Source organism: Mycolicibacterium smegmatis (assembly GCF_001457595.1).
In the GTDB taxonomy this organism is placed as follows: domain Bacteria; phylum Actinomycetota; class Actinomycetes; order Mycobacteriales; family Mycobacteriaceae; genus Mycobacterium; species Mycobacterium smegmatis.
In genome coordinates this window covers 5,555,244-5,573,427 of sequence record NZ_LN831039.1, presented here as the reverse complement: position 1 = coordinate 5,573,427, position 18,184 = coordinate 5,555,244, and the positions used below count along the sequence as shown (strand labels likewise).

The 18,184-nt window shown below is 67.6% G+C and carries 20 protein-coding genes and 1 tRNA gene; 14 read left to right on the top strand and 7 right to left on the bottom strand.

Annotation, left to right across the window (positions count from 1 at the left end):
* Positions 1 to 3: 3 nt before the first annotated feature.
* The 3 genes from AT701_RS26795 to mspA all read left to right on the top strand — a co-directional run bounded on the left by AT701_RS26795 (position 4) and on the right by mspA (position 1,904).
* Positions 4 to 546: a MogA/MoaB family molybdenum cofactor biosynthesis protein gene (locus AT701_RS26795; RefSeq protein ID WP_371746439.1), complete on the top strand. Its 543-nt coding sequence runs from the start codon at positions 4 to 6 to the stop codon at positions 544 to 546.
* Positions 547 to 705: 159 nt separating this feature from the next.
* Positions 706 to 864: a hypothetical protein gene (locus AT701_RS35310; protein ID WP_003896881.1), complete on the top strand. Its 159-nt coding sequence runs from the start codon at positions 706 to 708 to the stop codon at positions 862 to 864.
* A gap of 392 nt (positions 865 to 1,256) precedes the next feature.
* Positions 1,257 to 1,904 (top strand): porin MspA, encoded by a 648-nt coding sequence (gene mspA / locus AT701_RS26785; protein ID WP_011730563.1) that lies wholly within the window; start codon positions 1,257 to 1,259, stop codon positions 1,902 to 1,904.
* Between the two features lie 78 nt (positions 1,905 to 1,982).
* Here the strand turns inward: mspA and mscL are convergent, their stop codons facing one another.
* Positions 1,983 to 2,453, bottom strand: coding sequence for a large-conductance mechanosensitive channel protein MscL (gene mscL / locus AT701_RS26780; RefSeq protein ID WP_003896879.1), 471 nt, complete (start codon positions 2,451 to 2,453; stop codon positions 1,983 to 1,985).
* A 145-nt stretch (positions 2,454 to 2,598) separates the two neighbouring features.
* Between mscL and AT701_RS26775 the strand changes: the two genes are divergently transcribed.
* A complete protein-coding gene (locus tag AT701_RS26775) occupies positions 2,599 to 2,805 on the top strand; it encodes a hypothetical protein (RefSeq protein WP_003896878.1) in 207 nt (68 codons plus the stop codon).
* Here the strand turns inward: AT701_RS26775 and AT701_RS26770 are convergent.
* Together AT701_RS26770 and AT701_RS26765 are read right to left on the bottom strand one after the other, a co-directional pair.
* Positions 2,799 to 3,449 (bottom strand): SAF domain-containing protein, encoded by a 651-nt coding sequence (locus tag AT701_RS26770; RefSeq protein WP_003896877.1) that lies wholly within the window; start codon positions 3,447 to 3,449, stop codon positions 2,799 to 2,801. The genes AT701_RS26775 and AT701_RS26770 overlap by 7 nt on opposite strands.
* 78 nt (positions 3,450 to 3,527) lie before the next feature.
* Positions 3,528 to 3,848, bottom strand: a complete 321-nt coding sequence (locus tag AT701_RS26765) for an FmdB family zinc ribbon protein (protein WP_003896874.1) — start codon at positions 3,846 to 3,848, stop codon at positions 3,528 to 3,530.
* A 240-nt stretch (positions 3,849 to 4,088) separates the two neighbouring features.
* Between AT701_RS26765 and AT701_RS26760 the strand changes: the two genes are divergently transcribed.
* The 4 genes from AT701_RS26760 to AT701_RS26745 all read left to right on the top strand — a co-directional run bounded on the left by AT701_RS26760 (position 4,089) and on the right by AT701_RS26745 (position 8,532).
* Complete coding sequence (locus AT701_RS26760) at positions 4,089 to 4,922, top strand: hydroxypyruvate isomerase family protein (RefSeq protein ID WP_011730562.1); 834 nt, start codon at positions 4,089 to 4,091, stop codon at positions 4,920 to 4,922.
* A gap of 30 nt (positions 4,923 to 4,952) precedes the next feature.
* Positions 4,953 to 5,867: a 2-hydroxy-3-oxopropionate reductase gene (locus AT701_RS26755; protein ID WP_003896872.1), complete on the top strand. Its 915-nt coding sequence runs from the start codon at positions 4,953 to 4,955 to the stop codon at positions 5,865 to 5,867.
* Positions 5,864 to 7,660 (top strand): glyoxylate carboligase, encoded by a 1,797-nt coding sequence (gcl, locus tag AT701_RS26750; protein WP_011730561.1) that lies wholly within the window; start codon positions 5,864 to 5,866, stop codon positions 7,658 to 7,660. Before AT701_RS26755 ends, gcl begins: the two co-directional genes overlap by 4 nt.
* 107 nt (positions 7,661 to 7,767) lie before the next feature.
* Complete coding sequence (locus tag AT701_RS26745; RefSeq protein ID WP_011730560.1) at positions 7,768 to 8,532, top strand: IclR family transcriptional regulator; 765 nt, start codon at positions 7,768 to 7,770, stop codon at positions 8,530 to 8,532.
* Positions 8,533 to 8,535: 3 nt separating this feature from the next.
* Here the strand turns inward: AT701_RS26745 and AT701_RS26740 are convergent, their stop codons facing one another.
* The 3 genes from AT701_RS26740 to AT701_RS26730 form a co-directional block, all read right to left on the bottom strand.
* Positions 8,536 to 9,432, bottom strand: coding sequence for a universal stress protein (locus tag AT701_RS26740; protein WP_058126939.1), 897 nt, complete (start codon positions 9,430 to 9,432; stop codon positions 8,536 to 8,538).
* The gene (locus AT701_RS26735) at positions 9,429 to 11,255 is read right to left on the bottom strand and encodes an amino acid permease (protein ID WP_058126938.1); all 1,827 of its coding nucleotides are present in this window, start codon (positions 11,253 to 11,255) and stop codon (positions 9,429 to 9,431) included. The genes AT701_RS26740 and AT701_RS26735 overlap by 4 nt, the downstream gene beginning before the upstream one ends.
* Positions 11,256 to 11,375: 120 nt before the next feature.
* The gene (locus AT701_RS26730; protein ID WP_174519620.1) at positions 11,376 to 11,972 is read right to left on the bottom strand and encodes a 5-formyltetrahydrofolate cyclo-ligase; all 597 of its coding nucleotides are present in this window, start codon (positions 11,970 to 11,972) and stop codon (positions 11,376 to 11,378) included.
* 27 nt (positions 11,973 to 11,999) lie between these two features.
* On the opposite strand from AT701_RS26730, the gene AT701_RS26725 reads away from it, so the two are divergent.
* The 6 genes from AT701_RS26725 to AT701_RS26700 all read left to right on the top strand — a co-directional run bounded on the left by AT701_RS26725 (position 12,000) and on the right by AT701_RS26700 (position 17,496).
* Positions 12,000 to 12,923, top strand: coding sequence for a UTP--glucose-1-phosphate uridylyltransferase (locus tag AT701_RS26725; protein WP_014878343.1), 924 nt, complete (start codon positions 12,000 to 12,002; stop codon positions 12,921 to 12,923).
* 56 nt (positions 12,924 to 12,979) lie between these two features.
* A complete protein-coding gene (glp, locus tag AT701_RS26720) occupies positions 12,980 to 14,227 on the top strand; it encodes a molybdotransferase-like divisome protein Glp (protein WP_011730556.1) in 1,248 nt (415 codons plus the stop codon).
* A gap of 4 nt (positions 14,228 to 14,231) precedes the next feature.
* Positions 14,232 to 14,885 (top strand): GNAT family N-acetyltransferase, encoded by a 654-nt coding sequence (locus AT701_RS26715; RefSeq protein ID WP_029104413.1) that lies wholly within the window; start codon positions 14,232 to 14,234, stop codon positions 14,883 to 14,885.
* A 235-nt stretch (positions 14,886 to 15,120) separates the two neighbouring features.
* On the top strand, positions 15,121 to 16,275 hold the full coding sequence (sepX, locus tag AT701_RS26710) for a divisome protein SepX/GlpR (RefSeq protein ID WP_011730554.1): 1,155 nt from the start codon (positions 15,121 to 15,123) through the stop codon (positions 16,273 to 16,275).
* A 66-nt stretch (positions 16,276 to 16,341) separates the two neighbouring features.
* Positions 16,342 to 16,414: transfer RNA gene (locus AT701_RS26705), tRNA-Ala, on the top strand.
* Positions 16,415 to 16,644: 230 nt separating this feature from the next.
* Positions 16,645 to 17,496: an AraC family transcriptional regulator gene (locus AT701_RS26700; RefSeq protein WP_081319591.1), complete on the top strand. Its 852-nt coding sequence runs from the start codon at positions 16,645 to 16,647 to the stop codon at positions 17,494 to 17,496.
* Here the strand turns inward: AT701_RS26700 and AT701_RS26695 are convergent.
* A complete protein-coding gene (locus AT701_RS26695) occupies positions 17,454 to 18,179 on the bottom strand; it encodes an SDR family NAD(P)-dependent oxidoreductase (RefSeq protein ID WP_058126936.1) in 726 nt (241 codons plus the stop codon). The genes AT701_RS26700 and AT701_RS26695 overlap by 43 nt on opposite strands.
* Positions 18,180 to 18,184: the final 5 nt, after the last annotated feature.

The window sequence follows — 18,184 nt, the reverse complement described above, 5'->3', positions numbered from 1 at the left end:
ACCCTGACAGTGGCCGCACCGCTGTCGCCGAGCACATATACGGTTGCAGACATGGAACAGCCAGGGGAGTTGGTCGGCCGGGCCCTCGTGATCGTCGTCGACGATCGCACGGCTCACGGCGAAGAGGACCACAGCGGCCCGTTGGTCACCGAACTGCTGGGTGAGGCCGGGTTCGTGGTCGACGGCGTTGTGGTCGTGGCATCCGACGAGGTCGAGATCCGCAACGCGTTGAACACCGCGGTGATCGGCGGCGTCGATCTGGTGGTGTCGGTGGGCGGTACCGGGGTCACACCTCGCGACGTCACGCCCGAGGCGACCCGAGAGTTGCTGGATCGTGAGCTCCTCGGGATCTCGGAGGCACTGCGCGCGTCGGGTCTCGCGGCGGGCATCGTCGATGCCGGACTGTCGCGTGGACTGGCCGGAATCTCGGGCAGCACCCTGGTGGTGAACATTGCCGGATCGCGCGCAGCAGTGCGCGACGGTATGGCCACGCTGGGTCCGCTGGCCGTGCAGATCATCGGACAGCTATCAAGCTTGGAGATCTAACGACAACGAACTCGGCGGCCATCGGCCGCCGTTTTCGTATGTTTGGCGAAGATCACCAGACGTGCGTCGAGCCGCCGCCGGAAGGGTTACCAGCAGGTTAACCTCCGGGGCGGCAGGCGCTACGCTGGAGTGTGATCTTCATCACAAAGAGGTATCGCAATGGGAAAACCGGACAAGCCCAACCGTCACACAGTTAACAAGATCTTCGGCGAAGCGCTGCCCGAAATCGCGCCCGACGAACGTGACACGGCTTCGCCAGAAGACGAGAACGAGCACGATCGCTGGCTGCGTCAGAACGTTCCGCCGCACCACGAGTGACCTGCGACACCTTTGGGTAATGCGTGCCAGAAATCGGCATCGTCGCATCAGGCGCGGGTCGCGTCCTGTGTCGCCGTGAGGCGCGTCGCGGCATTGCCGACCCGCCGACGCTCATTCTCGGCACCCCCTCCGCTCATTTGAGCACTCCCGATTAGCAAAGTCCGCACGGGCGAGGCGACATGAACGCGCCTTTGTCCCCCTGCGTTGCCGGTCCGTGGCCTCCCCGTTATGTTCCTCGTGTCAACGATGAGCAGAACGTAAGAACAGAGTGTGGAGCTTTTAATTCGCGCCACATGACGGTCTTGCCGGGTGGACGGTCGTAGTCGGGCCGGGCACCTACACCACAACATCGGTGGACCCGAGGGGCCGCCGGCGACATAGCTAGGGAGAACATGAAGGCAATCAGTCGGGTGCTGATCGCGATGATTTCCGCGTTGGCTGCGGCCGTCGCGGGGTTGTTCGTGAGCGCGGGCACCTCTCACGCGGGTCTCGACAATGAGCTCAGCCTTGTCGATGGTCAGGACCGCACCCTCACCGTGCAGCAGTGGGATACGTTCCTCAATGGTGTGTTCCCCCTGGACCGCAACCGTCTGACCCGTGAGTGGTTCCACTCCGGTCGCGCGAAGTACATCGTGGCCGGCCCCGGTGCCGATGAGTTCGAGGGCACGCTGGAACTCGGCTACCAGATCGGCTTCCCGTGGTCGCTGGGTGTGGGCATCAACTTCAGCTACACCACCCCGAACATCCTGATCGACGACGGTGACATCACCGGTCCGCCCTTCGGCCTCGAGTCGGTCATCACCCCGAACCTGTTCCCCGGTGTGTCGATCTCGGCCGACCTGGGCAACGGCCCCGGCATCCAGGAAGTCGCGACGTTCTCGGTCGACGTCTCGGGTCCCGCAGGCGGAGTAGCGGTCTCCAACGCGCACGGCACCGTCACCGGTGCGGCCGGCGGTGTGCTGCTGCGTCCGTTCGCCCGCCTGATCGCCTCGACCGGTGACTCGGTCACCACCTACGGCGAACCCTGGAACATGAACTGACGCCTTGCAGGCGACAAAGCAGCCCCCGGATTTCTCCGGGGGCTGCTCTGTTTCTGTCTTCGGTTTTTCAGAGGTGACTCAGGAGGTGCGGTCGCCGCTGGTGTAGGTGGCGGTGTCGGGGCTGGGGCCGGTGCCTGGGCCGCTGACGTGCTTCCCTGTGGAACCATTGCTGTTCTCCGCCAACAGATCCCGGATCTCGGTCAGGATGCTCAGCTCGGTGTCCTGCGCCTGCTCGACCTCGCCGCGCTCACGCAGCTTCTTGTAGGGCAGCATGATCACGAAGTACAGCACCGCCGCGACGATCAGGAAGTTGATCGCCGCCGACAGCACGGCATTGAGGTCGACGAACTGCTCCGGGTCGCCACCGAGCGGGATCTTGAGGATGCCGTATTCGCGTTCGCCGCCCGCGCCGATGCGGTCGATGAGTGGCTGGATGACCTTTTCCGTGAACGCGGTGACCAGGCCGGTGAAGGCAGCGCCGATGACCACAGCAACTGCGAGATCGATGACGTTGCCTCGGGAGAGGAACTCCTTGAAGCCCTTCAACATGCGGGGACCCTTCCTGCAGTAACGGTTCCGTTGGTCGGATAGGCAAACCCTAACCCCGTCCAGCATGCGCCTGTGGTATTCGCCTGTTAGCGTCTTCGCCGAGAATCAGACCGCTTGCGCGGCAATCGCATCGAAATGGAGAGACATGAACCGACGGATCGGTCGTGCGGTTTCGGGTGTTTTGGCCGGTGTGGGACTCGCCGTGGTGGCCGTAGGTGTGTCGGCCGCGGTGGCGGCAGCCGAACCGGTGCCGACGCCGACCCCCGCTCCGGGGTCTTCGGCCACCTCGACGGTCGACGAGTTGACCGACATGGTGCTCGACGCATTGGAGGACGCCAAGCAGGGTCAGTGAATCGTCAGCGTCACGGCCTGCGTCAGGCTGGCTGCGGCAACCTCATGCGCTGACCGTGCGGGCAACGCCACCAGCGCCACCCGATCTTGGCCCGCCCCTTTGGGTTTCTGCGATACCAGCACCACCACGGCGTCGCTGGCGATCAGCCGTGGTGTGGCGCTCTTCGCCTCCTCGTCGTGCGTCGTCAGGACATCGACGACGTCACCGGCGCGAATGACATCCAGCAACGCCGCGTCCCCGAGGGACAGCGGCACGATCCGCGCGTCGGGTCCCACGGCCAGGTCGGCCAGGCGCGACCCGATGACCCGCACGTCGGTGAGGACTTCGCCGCGACGCATCGGACCGGCGAGCGTCGCGCCGACGATGGCGCCCACGTCGCTCTGTGCCCCATCGGGCAAAGTTGAGGCACTGCGGCTTTCGAGCCGGACATCCTCGGCGGTGAGCGCGGTTCCCGGCACCAGATCGCGCGCGGCGACAGCGACGTCGACGTGGTCTCCGCGGGGATCGGAACGCACCGCGGCGACGGCCGCGAGCAGCACCAGACCGGCAGCGGCCGCACGGCGCGCGGCCACGGTTCGCGTCCAGTCCGGGCGCATGGCGGCGGTCAGCCGATGCCACGCCGTGGGGTTGAGGAATTCGGCCATGCCGTCACGGTAAGCGGCTTCGCCCGTGGTGATGACCGCAAAAAGCCGGCCTGTGGATAACCAGGCCGGCGGCAGCGTCTAGCTGGAGGCGGCAGCGGCCGGTGCGGCGCTGCTCGAAGAGCTCGACGAGGAGCTGTCGGACGAGCTCGACGACGATCCCGAGGACGACGAATTCTCGGAAGACTTGGACGACGATCCGTTGGAGGAACTCTTGCCGGAGTCGCTGCGATTGTCCGTGCGGTAGAAACCGCTGCCCTTGAAGACCACACCGACGGAACCGAAGAGCTTGCGCAGGCGGCCCGAGCACTTCGGGCACGTGGTCAGCGCGTCATCGCTGAAAGCCTGAACCGCGTCGAACCGATTGTCACATTCGGTGCACGCATAGGAATAGGTAGGCACGCGAAAACCTCCGAGTCGATCAAACTAGTTAGCACTCTACCGCCTCAAGTGCTAGAGGCGCTATGTGGGGCGCGTCATCGGCGGTCTCCTCAGTACGCCCGTACTCCAAATTCCGAACCGGGACGGGCGTTTTCGTGCCGGAAAACTGTTGACATGACGCTGTGTGAGCCTGTTCACTGTTCCTCATAACGAAACTAGTTTTCCGCAATACGGAAAATTGAACGTGAGGAGCCTCCGCGAATGCCGGCAAGCCCGTACACCGTCAATTGCTCGATCCTGTTGACCGAGCTGCCACTGCTGCAGCGCCCCGAGGCCGCGCGGGCCGCGGGCTTCGACGCGGTCGAGTTCTGGTGGCCTTTCGCCGAGGCCACCCCGTCCGACCGCGAGGTCGACGAGTTCGTGAGCGCGATCTCCGACGCGGGAGTGCAGCTCACCGGTCTGAACTTCGCCGCGGGGGACATGCCCGGTGGTGAGCGCGGCATCCTGTCGCATCCGGGACGCAGCGCAGACTTCCGCGCGAGCGTCGACATCGCCGTCGAAATCGCCAAGCGCCTGGGCACCAAGGCTTTCAACGCCCTGTACGGCAACCGCCGTGACGACGCCGGCGTCGACGAGCAGGACGCGGCGGCGGTGGAGAACCTGATCTACGCCTCGGAAGCCACCCGCGCCATCGACGCCGTCGTCCTCATCGAACCCGTCAGCGGGTCACCGCTGTACCCGCTGAAACTCGCCGCCGACGCGGTCGCCGTGATCGACCGCGTCGCGGCGCAGTCCGACGGCACCGCCAACAACCTGCGTCTTCTGGCCGACGTCTATCACATGAGCGTCAACGGCGACGACGTGCCTGCCGCGCTGGAAGGCCATGCCGACCTGATCGGCCACGTGCAGATCGCCGACGCGCCGGGCCGTGGTGAACCGGGGACCGGGTCGCTGCCGCTGGCGGGCTACCTCGAACAGCTCGCAGGCTACGGCTACCGCGGCTACGTGGGCCTGGAATACAAGGCCAGCCGCGAGGATCCGTTCGACTGGCTGCCTCTCGAACACCGCTCGGTGCACGCCCGCGCCGACCGCTGACCACCGACTGACCACCGAGAAGGAGGGGATATGAGCACGATCGCATTCATCGGGCTGGGTATCATGGGGAGCCCGATGGCCGTAAACCTCGTCAAGGCCGGCCATACGGTCAAGGGCTACAACCGGTCGCCGCACCGCACCGCCGACCTGGTCGCCGCGGGCGGCACCGCGGCCGACTCGATCGCCGACGCCGTCGACGGCGCCGAGATCGTCGCGGTGATGGTGCCGGACTCACCGGACGTCACCGAGGTGCTCACCGCCGACGGCGGCGTGTTCGCGAGTGCCGCACCGGGAACGCTGATCATCGATTTCTCCAGCATCCGGCCCGACGTCAGCATGGACCTGGCCAAGCAGGCCGCCGATCACGACCTGCGCCTCATCGACGCGCCCGTGTCGGGAGGTGAGATCGGCGCCAAGAACGCGGCCCTGTCCATCATGATCGGTGGCGCCGACGAGGACGTCAGCCGCGCGATGCCCGTGCTCGAGGCCGTCGGCAAGACGATCGTGCACGTCGGGCCCAACGGAGCCGGGCAGACCGTCAAGGCCGCCAACCAGCTGATCGTGGCGGGCAACATCGCCCTGCTCGCCGAGGCCATCATCTTCCTGGAGGCCTATGGCGTCGACACCACCGCTGCGGTCAAGGTGCTGGGCGGCGGGCTCGCCGGATCTGCCGTGCTGGACCAGAAGGCCCAGAAGATGCTCGACCGCTCATTCGACCCCGGATTCCGGATCGAGTTGCACCACAAGGACCTCGGCATCCTCACCAACGCCGCGCGCGAGGCCGGCGTGGTCACGCCGATCGGCGCGGCCGTCGCGCAGCTCATGGCGTCGGCACGCATCAACGGCGACGGCGCACTGGACCACTCCGGACTGTTCCGGACCATCGCCAAACTCTCCGGCGCCTCCACCGAGCCCGGGTCCTCGAACACCAAGGAGCGGCCATGACCCGCATGCGCGCTGTCGACGCGGCAGTCAAGATCCTCGAACTCGAGGGCGCCACACAGGCTTTCGGGCTGCCGGGGGCGGCGATCAACCCGTTCTACGCGGCGATGCGCGCACACGGGGGCATCCGGCACGTGCTGGCCCGCCACGTCGAGGGCGCCAGCCACATGGCCGAGGGATACACCCGGGCCAAGGCGGGCAACATCGGCGTCTGCATCGGCACGTCCGGCCCAGCGGGCACCGACATGATCACGGGTCTTTACTCGGCCATGGCCGACTCGATCCCGATCCTGGCCATCACCGGGCAGGCGCCGACCGCGCGCCTGCACAAGGAGGATTTCCAGGCTGTCGACATCGCCGCGATCGCCAAGCCCGTGACCAAGATGGCGATGACGGTGCTGGAACCGGCGCAGGTGCCCGGTGCGTTCTCGCAGGCGTTCCACCTCATGCGATCGGGCAGGCCCGGCCCGGTGCTGATCGACCTGCCGCTCGACGTGCAACTCGCCGAGATCGAGTTCGACCCCGACACCTACCAGCCGCTCCCGGTGTACAAGCCGCGTGCGACACGGGCGCAGGCCGTCAAGGTCCTCGACATGCTGGCCCAGGCCGACCGTCCGGTGATCGTCGCAGGCGGCGGCATCGTCAACGCAGGCGCCGAGGATCAACTGGTCGAACTCGCCGAACTGCTCGACGTGCCGGTGATCTCGACGCTCATGGGCTGGGGGACCATCCCCGACGACCACCGGCTGGCCGCGGGCATGGCCGGTCTGCAGACCGCACACCGCTACGGCAACGCGACCATGCTGGCGTCGGACTTCGTCCTGGGCATCGGCAACCGCTGGGCCAACCGGCACACCGGTGGGCTCGAAACCTACCGGCGGGGACGCAAATTCGTCCACATCGACATCGAACCCACACAGATCGGCCGGGTGTTCGCGCCCGACTACTCCGTGGTGTCCGACGCGCTCGCGGCGCTCGAGCAGATGCTCGAGGTGGCCCGGGAGCGCCGCGCGAGCGGTGCTCTGCCCAGCCGCGCCAACTGGGTCGAGGAGTGCCTGTACCGCAAGCGCACCATGCACCGCAAGACGCACTTCGACGACATTCCGATCAAACCGCAGCGCGTCTACCAGGAGATGAACTCAGCCTTCGACCGCGACGTGCGCTACGTCAGCACGATCGGCCTGTCGCAGATCGCCGGCGGCCAGTTCCTGCAGGTGTTCCGGCGCCGTGGCTGGATCAACTGCGGCCAGGCCGGTCCGCTGGGATGGACGCTGCCCGCGGCGCTGGGTGTGGTCGCGGCCGATCCATCGGCCACCGTGGTCGGGCTGTCCGGCGACTACGACTTCCAGTTCCTCATCGAGGAACTCGCGGTCGGCGCGCAGTTCAACCTGCCGTACATCCACGTGGTGGTGAACAACTCCTACCTCGGGTTGATCCGCCAGGCCCAGCGGCAGTTCGACATGGACTTCCACGTGTCGCTCGCCTTCGACAACATCAACGCGCAGGAACACGAGACGTCCGACTCCATGCCCAAGGGCTACGGCGTCGACCACGTGCGCGTCGCAGAAGGATTGGGCTGCAAAGCGATTCGTGTCACCGAACCCGATCAGATCGGGCCGGGGCTGCGCCGCGCGCAGGAACTGATGCGCGAGCACAAGGTGCCCGTCGTCGTCGAGGTCATCCTCGAACGCGTCACCAACATCGCCATGGGAACCGAACTCGACAACGTCACCGAGTTCGAACCGCTCGCCGTCGACCTCGACGACGCCCCCGCGGCGCTGGCGCTGTTCGATTAGTGAGACCGGCCGCCCCCCGCCCGGGGCGGCCGGCTCTCCCAGCAAAGTTGGAACCACTATTCCGCGGTGTGGAATAGTGGCCGGGGGCGAACCTGGGAGAGTGACGTATGGGGAAACCGCCGTCCACGGGCGGGGTGCAGTCGATCGAACGAGGCTTCGAGCTTCTGGAGATCATGGCCTCGGTGAGCAGTTCGATCGGGGTCAGCGAACTCTCCGAGCGCACCGGTCTGCCGGTTCCCACCATCCACCGGCTCATCAGGACCCTGCTCAACAACGGCTACGTGCGCCAACTGCCCAGCCGGCGGTATGCGCTGGGGCCGCGCCTGATCCGGCTCGGTGAGAGCGCGACTCAGCAGTTCGGCCGTTCGTCGCGGGAGCGCCTGGCCGAACTCGTCGAGGCGATCGGCGAGACCGCCAACATGGCCGTGCTGGACGTCAACATGGCCGTCTACGTCGCGCAGGTGCCGTCGGCCCACACCATGCGCATGTTCACCGAGGTCGGTCGTCGCGTACACCTGCACTGCACCGGTGTCGGCAAGGCGCTCTTGATGCAGATGCGCGACAACGACGTCCGCGATCTGCTCACCCGATCCGGGATGCCGGCCTACACCAAGGCCACCATCACCGACGTCGACGCGATGATCGACGAATTGCAGCGCAGCCGCGAACGCGGGTATGCCGCCGACGAGGCCGAACAGGAGATCGGAGTCCGTTGCTTCGCCGTGCCGGTGCCCAACGCGCCGACGCTCACCGCGATCTCGGTGTCCGGTCCCGACGGCCGGGTCACGGTCGACGCCGCGACCTACGTGGTGCCGATCCTGCAGCGCGTCGCGGGTGAACTCAGCGCGGAATTCCAGCGCGAACCGCAGTAAACCTCAGCCCTCGTAGCGCGGTACGACCATGACCGGCACGGGACAGTTGCGCAGGATCCGGGCCGCCGCCGAACCGAGGAACACCTGCGCCGACTGGGCCGCGGCGCCCGAACCCAGCAGCAGCATGTCCCCGGCCTCCCACGGCACGCTCTGCACCGCGGTGTTCCAGTCCGCGCCGGTGCCCACCACGACGTCGACGTCGTCCAGGGGGCCGTCGTTGCGCACGTCCGCGCGCACGGTATCGAGCAGGCGCACGATGTCGTCGTGGGTGCGCCGTGACCACTGCTGCACCACCAGATCCTCTGCGGCCGATTCGATCCGGCCCGAGAATGCCGCGACGTTGCGCACGGTGAACGACACGATGCGCAGCAGCGTCGACCAGTCCTTGGCCAGTTGCGCCGCGGCGGGGATGAGCCCGTTGACGTCGGCCTCACCGCCGTACGCCGCGGTGAGCCTGCGGATCTTTCCCGAGCCCTGCGCGTATCCGCGGGGCGCGATCGCCACCGGAACCTGAGCGGTGTGCACCAGGCGCTCGGTGACGCTGCCCAGCGCGACACGGCCCAACAGCCCCGACGAGGACGAGCCGACCACCACGATCTGTGCCCGGTGCGACGCCGCGAGCTCCATCAGACCCTTTGGCACCGAGGTCGATTCGTGGACCAGCGTCGAGAACTCGATGGTGGCGGGGAACACGGCCGCGGCCGAGTCCAGCGCGTGCGCGGCCTGACGGCCGACGTAGTCGAGGTACTCCTTCTCCACCGGGTCGCCGCGCGGCGGCCACGGCCGTTCGATGACCGCCGCGGCCAGGACGTTGTCACCCGTCGTCCGCGCGATCTGGGCCGCCAGGTACAGCGGCGCGCGGGCGTGCCCGCTCGCGCTGAACGCGGCCAGGATGGTCACGGCGCGGGTTCCGTTGCGCGGACCCGCGATACGACGTGGGTCACCGGCAGGCGGTGTTCGGCCCTGGCCCGGTCGACGACGTCGAACCGCTGCCACACCGACTCTTCCGGCGGCAGCGTCGAGATCACGATCTGATCGGGACGGAAGGTCTCGACGGCCTTGGCCAGCGCGCGCAGCGGCCGGTACTCGCCGAGCGTGCCCGTCGCCTCGTAGTCCTCGGAGCGCAACGTGGCCAGGGTGCTGTCGAGGCGTTCCTGCGCCGCCTGCTGCGTCGCCTCCGAGATGTCCAGCGGGCCGTGCGTACTGGCCACACCCGTGTCGATCGGGCTGGCCGGGACGACGACGTAGTACGTGGTGTCGCGGTCGGCGCCGATCCGGCGGAGTTCGTCGAGTAGTTCGTCCGATTCCACGGTCTGGTTGGCGAGCACCAGCACGCGGTGCGGATGCTCCGAGGTCGGCGCGACGTCGGGCGTCTGCGGGCGACGGCTGACGAACATCCGGTTGAGCCAGAACAACACGATCACCACGGCCCACGACGCCAGGCTCAGCACCAACGCGCTGCGGTTGTCGCCGCCCTGTACGAACATCTGCACCAGGATCGCGAAGATCGCGGCGGCCGTGAGAATCGACAGCACCGGGAACAGCCACATCTTGACCTTGAGCGTCGAGTCGTCGGTGCGGCGGCGCAGCACGATCTGCGAGATCGCGATCAGCAGGTAGACGAACAGGATGACCGCACCGCTGGAGTTCAGCAGGAACTGGAAGATGGTGTCGGGGAAGAACGCCGCGGCGATCACGCAGATCAGGCCGATCACCGACGATGTCAGGATCGCCGTGGCGGGCACGCCTCGCCGGGTGACGGCGACCAGCTGCGGCGGTGCCTCACGGCGCGCGGCGAGCACGAACAGCATGCGCGACGCGGTGTACATGCCGGAGTTGAGACAGCTCAGCACCGCGGTCAGCACGACCGCGTTCATGATGTGGTCGGCGTAGGGGATGCCCATCTCGGTGAACGCGGCGACGAACGGCGAGGCCACGGTCTGGTCGCTGTTCCACGGCAGGATCGTCACGAGCAAAAACGCCGATCCGACGAAGAACAACGCGATGCGCAGGATCACCGAGTTGGCGGCCTTGGCCACGGCCCGCTCGGGATCCGAGGACTCCGCGGCCGCGATCGTCGCGATCTCCGCACCCACCATCGAGAAGATCACCGTGACCACGCCGACCGTGACCGCCGTGGCGCCGAGCGGGAAGAAGCCGCCGTGCGCGGTGAGATTCGAGAAGTCGAGATCCTTGTCCGGCCACACGCCCAGGACGTAGAACGCGCCCAGGCCGATGAACGCCAGGATCGCGGCGACCTTCACACCCGCGAACCAGTATTCGAACTCGCCGAACGACGACACCGAGAACAGGTTCGTCGCCGTCATCGCGATCAGCAGGATCAGCGCGGTCAGCCACAGCGGCAAGTCGATCCAGAACTGGATGATCTTGGCCCCGGCGATCGCCTCGAACCCCACGACGATGACCCAGAAATACCAGTACAACCAGCCGACCGAGAAGCCCGCCCAGTTGCCCAGTGCGTTGCGCGAGTAGTCGGCGAACGACCCCGTGGACGGGTTGGCCACGGCCATCTCGGCCAGCATCCGCATCACCATGATGATCAGCACGCCGGCCAGGCCGTACGTGATGAACGTGCCCGGCCCGGTATCGCCGATCACCACACCGGACCCGACGAACAACCCTGCCCCGATGACGCCGCCGATGGCGATCATCCGCAACTGGCGCTGGCTGAGCGCCCGTTTCAAAGCCGGTGTATCGCCCATCGATCCGCGACCCTTCTCCCCGTGCACTCGACGCTATGCCTGGCGCGTGCCCTATACCCGGATTCGACCGCGATAACAGGACTTATTTGCGACTGCCCTCGGAGCGGGAGGTGTTGCGCGTCAACGCAAGGCGACGATGCCCCGCTTCGGTGTGAGCACGTGCGTCATCGCGACGTCGTGCGGTTCGGCGGGGATCTCGTCGAGCAGTTCGTCGTCGCGCACCACCGCGATCACCTGCGCCGTCGCCGCGGCGTGGTGCAGCGTCCGGTCGTAAAAGCCCGCGCCGCGACCCAGGCGCGCCCCGGACCGGTCGACCGCCAGGGCGGGGACCAGGATGACGTCGGCCTCACCGATCGTCTCGGCGGGCAGCCACGGCGGCGGGGGCTCCCGTAGCCCGAACTCGGCGGCGACCAGGGTGCCTGGCCGATATTTGCCCCATTGCAGTGGAAGGGGGATTCCCGCGGCGTCGTTGCGCGCCACCGGCAGCAACACCCGCGCGCCGAGTTCCAGCAACGTGTCGAGCAGCGTGATCGAGCCAGGTTCGGACCCCACCGGCACATACGCGCACACTGTCCGGCCGCTGATCTTGAGCCCGCTCAGCCAACCGCGCAACGCCTCGGCCTCGCCCTCGCGCACGGCCTCCGGCACGCTCCGGCGGTTTTGCAGAAGCGCGGTTCTTAACTGGGACTTCGACCTCGGGGACACAGCCTCCACCATTTCAAATTGGGCGTTAATGTGTGAACGATGAGCACGCCTTCGAAAGCCCCTACGGTGTCGATTCCTCATACCGCAGTCGTCCCGGCGGCCGGTCTGGGAACTCGTTTCCTGCCGGCAACCAAGACTGTGCCCAAAGAACTGTTGCCGGTCGTCGACACGCCCGGTATCGAACTCGTCGCGGCAGAGGCCGCCGAGGCCGGCGCGGAGCGCCTGGTCATCGTCACGTCCGAGGGCAAGGACGGTGTCGTCGCGCACTTCGTCCAAGACCTGGTGCTGGAGGGCACCCTGGAAGCTCGCGGCAAGAAGACCATGTTGGAGAAGGTCCGGCGCGCGCCTGCCCTGATCAAGGTCGAATCGGTGGTGCAGGCCGAGCCGCTGGGCCTCGGCCACGCCGTGAGCTGCGTCGAGTCCGTCCTGGCTGCCGACGAGGACGCCATCTCGGTGCTGCTGCCCGACGACCTGGTGTTGCCCACCGGCGTGTTGGAGACCATGTCGAAGGTGCGGGCCAAGCGCGGCGGCTCGGTGCTGTGCGCGATCGAGGTGCCCGGCGACAAGATCAGCGCCTACGGTGTCTTCGACGTCGAAACCGTGCCCGACGCCGCCAACCCGAACGTGCTGCGGGTCAAGGGCATGGTCGAGAAGCCCAGGCCCGAGGACGCGCCGTCGCACTTCGCCGCGGCCGGCCGTTACGTGCTGGACCGCGCGATCTTCGACGCGCTGCGCCGCGTTCCCCGCGGTACCGGTGGCGAGATCCAGCTGACCGACGCCATCGCGTTGCTGATCGAAGAGGACCATCCCGTGCACGTGGTGGTGCACCGCGGTGCTCGACACGACCTGGGAAATCCCGGCGGCTACCTGAAGGCTGCGGTTGACTTTGCGTTGGAACGTGACGACTACGGCCCAGAACTGCGGCAGTGGTTGGTTGAGCGACTGGGCTTGGCAGAGAAGTGAGCTAACTGCATAGCTGCGCGCCGAGCTCGGCAGACGGACGGGTAGAAAGGCGTGTTGTGCGTTCGGTTGAGGAGCAGCAGGCCCGTGTGGCGGCCGCCGCGGTGGCGCCCCGACCGGTACGGGTGGCCATAGCCGAATCGCAAGGGCTGATGTGTGCCGAGGAGGTCGTCACCGAACGACCCATGCCGGGATTCGATCAGGCCGCCATCGACGGCTATGCCGTGCGCAGTGTCGACGTGCTCGGGGTCGGTTCGGATTCCGAGGACGGCGGTGAGATCAGCCTGCCGGTGATGGGCGTGATCGAGGCCGGTGCGCGCACACCGAGCCGGCTGCAGCCGCGGCAGGCCGCACGGGTTCAGACCGGCGCGCCGATGCCGACGCTGGCCGACGCGGTGCTCCCGCTGCGCTGGACCGACGGCGGCGAGAACCGCGTGCGGGTGTTGCGCGGCGTGCGCTCTGGCGCGTACGTGCGGCGCACGGGCGACGACGTGCAACCCGGCGATGTCGCGGTGCGTGCGGGCACGATCATCGGCCCGGCCCAGGTGGGCCTGCTCGCGGCCGTCGGACGTGACAAGGTGCTGGTGCATCCGCGGCCGCGGCTGTCGGTGATGTGCGTGGGCGGCGAGCTCGTCGACGTGTCGCGCACCCCGGGTACCGGGCAGGTGTACGACGTGAACTCCTATGCACTGGCCGCGGCCGGACGTGATGCCGGGGCCGAGGTGAACCGCGTCGGCATCATCAGCACCGATCCCCGTGAACTGCGCGAAACCGTTGAGGGACAGGTCAACCGCAACGAGATCGTGGTGATCGCGGGCGCCGTGGGCGGGGCCGCCGCGGAATCGGTGCGCACGGTGCTGTCCGAACTCGGCGACATGGAGGTCGCGCGCATCGCGATGCACCCGGGCTCGGTGCAGGGCTTCGGGCAGCTGGGCCGCGATCGCGTCCCGGTGTTCCTGCTGCCTGCCAACCCGGTCAGCGCGCTCGTGGTGTTCGAGATCATGGTGCGCCCGCTGATCCGGTTGTCGCTGGGCAAGCGTCAGCCGATGCGGCGCATCGTGCAGGCGCGCACGCTGTCGCCGATCACCTCGATGCCGGGCCGCAAGGGGTATCTGCGCGGACAACTCATGCGCGATCAGGACACCGGTGAGTACCTGGTGCAGGCGCTCGGCGGTGCGCCCGGCGCCTCGACCCATCTGCTCGCCACTCTCGCGGAGGCCAACTGTCTGGTGATCGTGCCCGCCGACGTCGAAGAGGTACGCACGGGGGAGACGGTCGACGTCGCGTTCCTGGCGCAGCGCGGCTAGCCAGATGGGGATCTTACGAGCGAGTGCGGTGCATCCGGGATGGCCGGACACCGTGGGCCCGTTGCGGGTGCCTGCCGGTGTGGTGGGGCTGCGTCCGGTGCGCATGCGCGACGCGGCCGCGTGGAGCCGGATCCGTTTGGCCGACCAGCACCACCTGGAACCGTGGGAGCCCATGACCGGCATGGATTGGAAAGTGCGCCACGCGGTTACGTCGTGGCCGTCGATCTGCTCGGGTCTGCGTGCCGAGGCGCGGCACGGACGCATGCTGCCGTTCGTGATCGAGCTGGACGGCGAGTTCGTGGGGCAGTTGACCATCGGCAACGTGACGCACGGGGCCCTGCGCTCGGCTTGGATCGGCTACTGGGTGGCGAGCTCCAGGACCGGTGGCGGTATCGCGACGGCCGCGCTCGCGATGGGGCTCGACCACTGCTTCACCGCCGTGCAGTTGCATCGCATCGAGGCCACGGTGCGCCCGGAGAACACGCCGAGCCGGGCCGTGCTGGCGCACGTGGGCTTCCGCGAGGAGGGGCTGCTGAAGCGCTACCTCGAGGTCGACGGCGCGTGGCGCGATCATCTTCTGGTGGCCATCACGGCCGAGGAATTACCGCAATCGGCAGCGCACCGGCTCGTGGCGGCCGGGCGCGCGGAATGGTGTTGAGCGGGCACGCCGGTGTGTCGGCGCGTCGAGATTGCGTCCACGGTCGCGATTACCCCGAATCCACAGCCCTGTAGGCAATCTCAAAGCAAAACAATTTCATCCGCTGTTACTGATGTGACACCTGTGACAGTTGGTGCTTGTATCGAGTGAATTGCAGGTGTGTAATTGTGGTCGGCGCGCCGCCCATGGATGCGCTGGTCACAGACCTAGCCTGGAGGGGAAAGGAGCAGGCGTCATGCCGAGCATCCCCCAATCACTACTGTGGATCTCCCTCGTCGTTCTCTGGCTTTTCGTGCTGGTTCCGATGCTGATCAGCAAGCGCGAATCCGTGCGGCGCACGAGCGATGTCGCATTGGCGACGCGCGTGCTCAACAGCGGCCGTAATGCGCAGCGGTTGAGGCGGGGTCCCGCGGCCGGGCACAACAGCGATCCGCACTGGCGTCCCACGCCCGATCATCTCGACGACGAGTTCGAAGCCGAGCTCGAGGAGACCGAGCCTTCCCGTCCGCCCAAGCGTGCCGTGGTCGTGGCGGCAGCCGCGACCGAGCCCGCCGAGCCCGACTACCTCGACGTCGACATCGTCGAAGAGGACTCCGGCGCGCTGCCTCTCGGCGCGACCCACGCCCCCGAGATCGAGGACGTCGAGGTGGTCGAGGAGGTCGAGCCCGCCGACGACGCGCAGACCGACCAGCTTTCGCTCGACCTCGACGAGGCCGGCGACGAGGCCGGCGACGAGGCCGATGAGGCGGTGGAGGAGCCAGAGCCCGTCGCGGAGGTCGCCGAAGAGCCCGAAGAAGCCGACGAGCCCGCGGCGCCTGTCGACGAGGACGACACCGCCGACGACCAGTCCGATCTCGCGGCCCACGAATACGAGTACGTCGCCGACTCGTCGGGTCTGGAGGAGCCCGAGACCGAGCCGGAGACCGCCGAGGACGAGGCACCGGCCGCGGCGATGAGCTCATCGCGGCAGCGGCGCATGGAGTCCAAGACCGCGGCCCAGGTGAGCGAGCGCAAGTACCGGTTCCGCAAGCGGGTGCTCGCCCTGTTCGCGTTGATCCTCGTGGCCTCGGCCGCCGCGGCGTTCCTGGTGACGCCCACGGCCTGGTGGGTGTGCGGCACCACGGCGACGTTGACCGTGCTGTACCTGGCGTATCTGCGCAGGCAGACGCGCATCGAGGAGCAGTTGCGGCGCCGTCGTGCGCAGCGGCTGCGTCGCTCGCGGCTCGGTGTGGAGAACACCGACGATCGCAAGCTCGACGTCGTGCCGGCGCGGCTGCGGCGTCCCGGCGCGGTGGTGCTCGACATCGACGACGAGGACCCGATCTTCGAGCACCTGGAGTACACGACGTTCGCCCGCGAATACGATCTACCACGGGCTTCGGGCCAGTAAGGCGGATGTCGGAGGCCCGGTTTCATATCTCGGGCCTCCGGCTGGTAGCCTTTCGTTCCGGCACAAGGGGCTATGGCGCAGTTGGTAGCGCGACTCGTTCGCATCGAGTAGGTCAGGGGTTCGATTCCCCTTAGCTCCACAAGATGGCAGGTCAGGCGACTGACCTGCCTTTTGTGTTTCTTGATCGGGTCCCGTCCGCGATACGGACACCACGGTCGTGATTTCAAGCTGAAGCTCCGAAATCACAGCCATGAGGTCGGGCTCGGCGACGGGACGCTGCCGACTATTCACAGGAACTGCTCGAAAATCCAGGCCAGATGCCGCGAACTGGACCGAGTCCCACGCGGCAACTCGGGGTGTAATCGGTTCGTGGCATCGAACATGCGGACCGGTGCGCACTTCACGCCGATCGGCGGTGCGCCCGGCATCGAGCGGTTGCAGGCCCGCCTGCGCGGCGAGGGGTTCACGCCGCACCGCCACGACACCTATGCGATCGGCATGACTCTGTCTGGTGTGCAGACCTTTTCGTACCGCGGCACCAAGCGGGTGTGTCTTCCCGGGCAGTGGCATGTGCTGCATCCCGACGAACTGCACGACGGAGTTCCCGGCACCGACGACGGGTTCGCCTACCGCATCGTCTACGTCGACCCGGCCCTGGTCTTCGAATCGTCGGGCAGGCACCTGCCGTTCGTCGTGGATCCGATCGTGGACGGTGCGAAGGTGCCACGTGCGCTCACCCGGTACCTGCAACGTGACGGCACCGACGACGAGGACGACGACCTGGCCGCGACCGACGTCGTCACCGTGATCGCCGACATGCTGAGCGCCCACAGTAGTGCCGGTCGCGTCGTCCCACAGAGACTGGACCGCGCCGCGATCACGCGGGTGCGGGAAAGCCTGATGGACAACCCGTCTCGCCGTTACCGCGCCGCCGACGTCGAACGTATCGCGGGCATGGACCGATGGTCGGTGGCCCGCCAGTTCCGGGCTGCGTTCGGTACCAGCCCCAGCCGGTTCAGGACCATGCGCCAGTTGCAGTTGGCGCGCTCACTCATCGTCGGGGGAGCGGCGCTCGCCGAGGCCGCGCACGCCGCGGGCTTCGCCGACCAGGCGCACTTCACCCGCAAGTTCAAGGCCGCATACGGTTTGACACCCGCCGCGTGGAGCGGCGCGGTGCGTCACAAGCCGCCGGTGACGTCGAGCACCGACCCGCTCACGTAGGCGGCGTCGGCCGACAGCAACCACGCGACGGCAGCGGCGATCTCACCGGGTTCGGCGACCCGCCCGAGGGGGACGTGCCGCGCGACGCGTCGGGGTCGGTCGGGGTCACCCGCACGTGCGTGGATGGTGGTGTCGGTGGTGCCTGCCCGCACGGAGTTCACGCGGACACCCGAAGGGCCCAGCTCTTTTGCGAGGCCCAGCGTGAGCGTGTCGAGTGCGGCCTTGGTCGCGGCGTAGACGACGTACTCTCCGGGCGAGGCGGTGCGGGCCGCGACCGAGGACACGTTGACGATGTCGCGGCGCTCTGCAGGCCGGGGCTGCCACCGCTGCGCGGCCTCCCGGCACAACCGCGCCGCCGCAACGAGATTCACCTCGACGGTGCGGCGCAGTGCGTCGTCGTCCAGCGCGGTCAGCGGTCCCAGGGGGCCGGTCACGCCCGCGTTGTTCACCAGGGCCGTCACCGTGCCCGTGGCTTCCGCCGTGTCGAACAACCGGCCCGGTGCGTCGGCATCGGTGACGTCGAGTCGCACACCGCGGGCCCCCGCACCGCACGTGCGCTCCACCTCGGCCGCGTCGGCCTCGGAATCCGAATGCGTGAACACCACGTCGTGACCGTCGCGGACCAGTCGCTCGACGATCTGACGACCGATACCCCGGCTGCCGCCGGTCACGATCACCGTCATGTGTT

Excerpts from the sequence above, each read along its gene's own strand:
- sepX (WP_011730554.1), top strand. The coding sequence starts at position 15,121 with ATGCCGAGCATCCCCCAATCACTACTGTGGATCTCCCTCGTCGTTCTC.
- AT701_RS26760 (WP_011730562.1), top strand. The coding sequence starts at position 4,089 with ATGCCGGCAAGCCCGTACACCGTCAATTGCTCGATCCTGTTGACCGAG.
- AT701_RS26745 (WP_011730560.1), top strand. The coding sequence starts at position 7,768 with ATGGGGAAACCGCCGTCCACGGGCGGGGTGCAGTCGATCGAACGAGGC.
- AT701_RS35310 (WP_003896881.1), top strand. The coding sequence starts at position 706 with ATGGGAAAACCGGACAAGCCCAACCGTCACACAGTTAACAAGATCTTC.
- mspA (WP_011730563.1), top strand. The coding sequence starts at position 1,257 with ATGAAGGCAATCAGTCGGGTGCTGATCGCGATGATTTCCGCGTTGGCT.
- AT701_RS26770 (WP_003896877.1), bottom strand. The coding sequence starts at position 3,449 with ATGGCCGAATTCCTCAACCCCACGGCGTGGCATCGGCTGACCGCCGCC.
- AT701_RS26735 (WP_058126938.1), bottom strand. The coding sequence starts at position 11,255 with ATGGGCGATACACCGGCTTTGAAACGGGCGCTCAGCCAGCGCCAGTTG.
- AT701_RS26775 (WP_003896878.1), top strand. The coding sequence starts at position 2,599 with ATGAACCGACGGATCGGTCGTGCGGTTTCGGGTGTTTTGGCCGGTGTG.
- AT701_RS26695 (WP_058126936.1), bottom strand. The coding sequence starts at position 18,179 with ATGACGGTGATCGTGACCGGCGGCAGCCGGGGTATCGGTCGTCAGATC.
- AT701_RS26755 (WP_003896872.1), top strand. The coding sequence starts at position 4,953 with ATGAGCACGATCGCATTCATCGGGCTGGGTATCATGGGGAGCCCGATG.
- AT701_RS26730 (WP_174519620.1), bottom strand. The coding sequence starts at position 11,972 with ATGGTGGAGGCTGTGTCCCCGAGGTCGAAGTCCCAGTTAAGAACCGCG.
- mscL (WP_003896879.1), bottom strand. The coding sequence starts at position 2,453 with ATGTTGAAGGGCTTCAAGGAGTTCCTCTCCCGAGGCAACGTCATCGAT.
- AT701_RS26725 (WP_014878343.1), top strand. The coding sequence starts at position 12,000 with ATGAGCACGCCTTCGAAAGCCCCTACGGTGTCGATTCCTCATACCGCA.
- AT701_RS26715 (WP_029104413.1), top strand. The coding sequence starts at position 14,232 with ATGGGGATCTTACGAGCGAGTGCGGTGCATCCGGGATGGCCGGACACC.
- gcl (WP_011730561.1), top strand. The coding sequence starts at position 5,864 with ATGACCCGCATGCGCGCTGTCGACGCGGCAGTCAAGATCCTCGAACTC.